Below are 1,966 nucleotides of genomic sequence, written 5' to 3' on the forward strand. Positions count from 1 at the left end.
AAGGATAATCAAATGAGAAATGTGTTGGACGATGTTGACCCTAATGAGCTAGAAGCAATATTCGATGAGAGATTACAGAGGGGTAAGTATCTTGATTTGTATCGTTTTATGGATAATGCTTATTTAGTTTCTATGGATGGGTCGGAGTATTTTAGTTCAGACAAGATATGTTGTAGTGGATGTTTGAGAAAAGAAGACAAAAAAGGAAAAGTGAGTTACTCGCACCAGATAATGCAGGCAGTATTGATGCACCCCGATATGAAACAGGTAATCCCTCTCACACCCGAGGAAATAAGAAATACAGATGGTGATAAGAAACAGGATTGTGAAATATCGGTAGGCAAAGATTAATTACAAAGATAAGAAAGGCACACCCTAAGTTAAAGTTGCAGACAGCCTTCATAGCAAGCAGCCGTTTATGGAACATGCAAAGGTCAGTGGTATGAGTTACATTCTGGCTGCAAAAGAAGGAGACCACAAGTTGCTTATGGAGTGGGTTAATGAATAGAGATTACTATATGAGGTTTCCCGGATTGAAGTAAATGATCAAAAAGGGCGTACACATATATGAATGGATAAACAAAGTCCCGATGAACGGGAATAAGGAAACTATTTGGATAAACTATTTTGAGTAATGGACGGCAGCAGGGTGGCATATCATAACAGCTGGGTAACAGACATGGAGATAACTGAAGATAATGTAAGCAAACTGGTCAGAGGAGGCAGATGCCGGTGAAAAATAGAGAACGAGACCTTTAATGTCTTGAAAAATCATGGAGAGCATAATTTTGGGCAAAACACCTTTCTATGAACCATTAAATCTCTTGGCTTTTTTCTTTCATCAAATTTTTGAACCTAGTGATGTGAGGTATCAGCAATGCAGGAAGAACTTTGGGAGCAAGCGCAGCTTATGGGAAATACTAAGGGTTTTGGTTGCTACTATGATCTTTCCCGATTGGGAGACATTCCTGAATTACCGAGACTGTACAACGAACTGTGTCAATCCAGAGAAAGCGAAGGGAAGAAGGCGGTAATGAGAATTGAGTCTGTATCGCCTGATAATCAACGGCTATCCCCTCTCGCTCTGGTAGCCTACACTTAAACTGGCATGTCAAGTTTGCCTGAGGCAAACTACACGTTACGCCCCTACGGGTGAGACAAGCCCTACGTTGCGGCTATATAATAATCAGAACGAGGGGGGAAGATGAGCAGTCAGAGCTTCAGGAAAAAGATATGGAGGATTGACATGAGTAACGAGCTGCAAGATTCTGATTTTACAAAGTTTCAGGCAGAAGCAATCAAGCAGTTGAAGTCTGGTAAACCACTGAACGGCAAAGAAGGTGTCTTAACCCCACTGATAAAGATGATACTTGAGGCCGCACTTGATGGGGAAATCGAATCGCACCTGAAGGCCGATGATACCGGGCGCAATGGCCGGACTTCGAAGGTTGTTAGAACAGACCAAAGCGCTTTCGAGCTCGAAACTCCACGGGACAGAAACAGCACCTTCGAGCCGGAGATCGTGAAAAAGCGGCAGACCTATCTTGGTAACGCACTTGATAAGAAGGTCATTGACCTCTATGCCCTTGGAATGAGCTATAGTGATATTTCTAACCATCTTGAGGAGCTCTACGGCATAGAGAGGTCTCCACTGCCACGCTCAGTGCCGTAACCGACAAGATACTGCCGGTAGTAAAACAGTGGCAGGCCAGGCCGCTGGATGCCATATATCACGGATGGACGCCATTCACTACAAGACGAGAGAAGATGGAAAGGTAGTCCAGACCGCCTCTTACACCATTCTCGGTGTAAATCAGATGGGCTGTAAGGAAGTACACATGTCAGAGGCTGAAGGCGCTAATTTCTGGCTTCAAGTACTTATACTAAGTAGCAATCTAATAAGTAAATATGGTATACTATCTTCAAAACTAAACAGGAGGTAGTAATGGCTAATAAAATAACGAAG

2 pseudogenes are annotated in these 1,966 nt (G+C 43.1%); both read left to right on the top strand.

The window, feature by feature from the left end:
• Positions 1-351 (top strand): annotated as a pseudogene (locus ASN18_RS16540) (hypothetical protein); the annotation flags it as partial.
• A gap of 895 nt (positions 352-1,246) precedes the next feature.
• A pseudogene (locus ASN18_RS16550) lies at positions 1,247-1,895 on the top strand (transposase); the annotation flags it as partial.
• Positions 1,896-1,966 lie beyond the last annotated feature (71 nt).

Source organism: Candidatus Magnetominusculus xianensis, assembly GCA_001541255.1.
Taxonomy (GTDB): Bacteria; Nitrospirota; Thermodesulfovibrionia; order Thermodesulfovibrionales; family Magnetobacteriaceae; genus Magnetominusculus; species Magnetominusculus xianensis.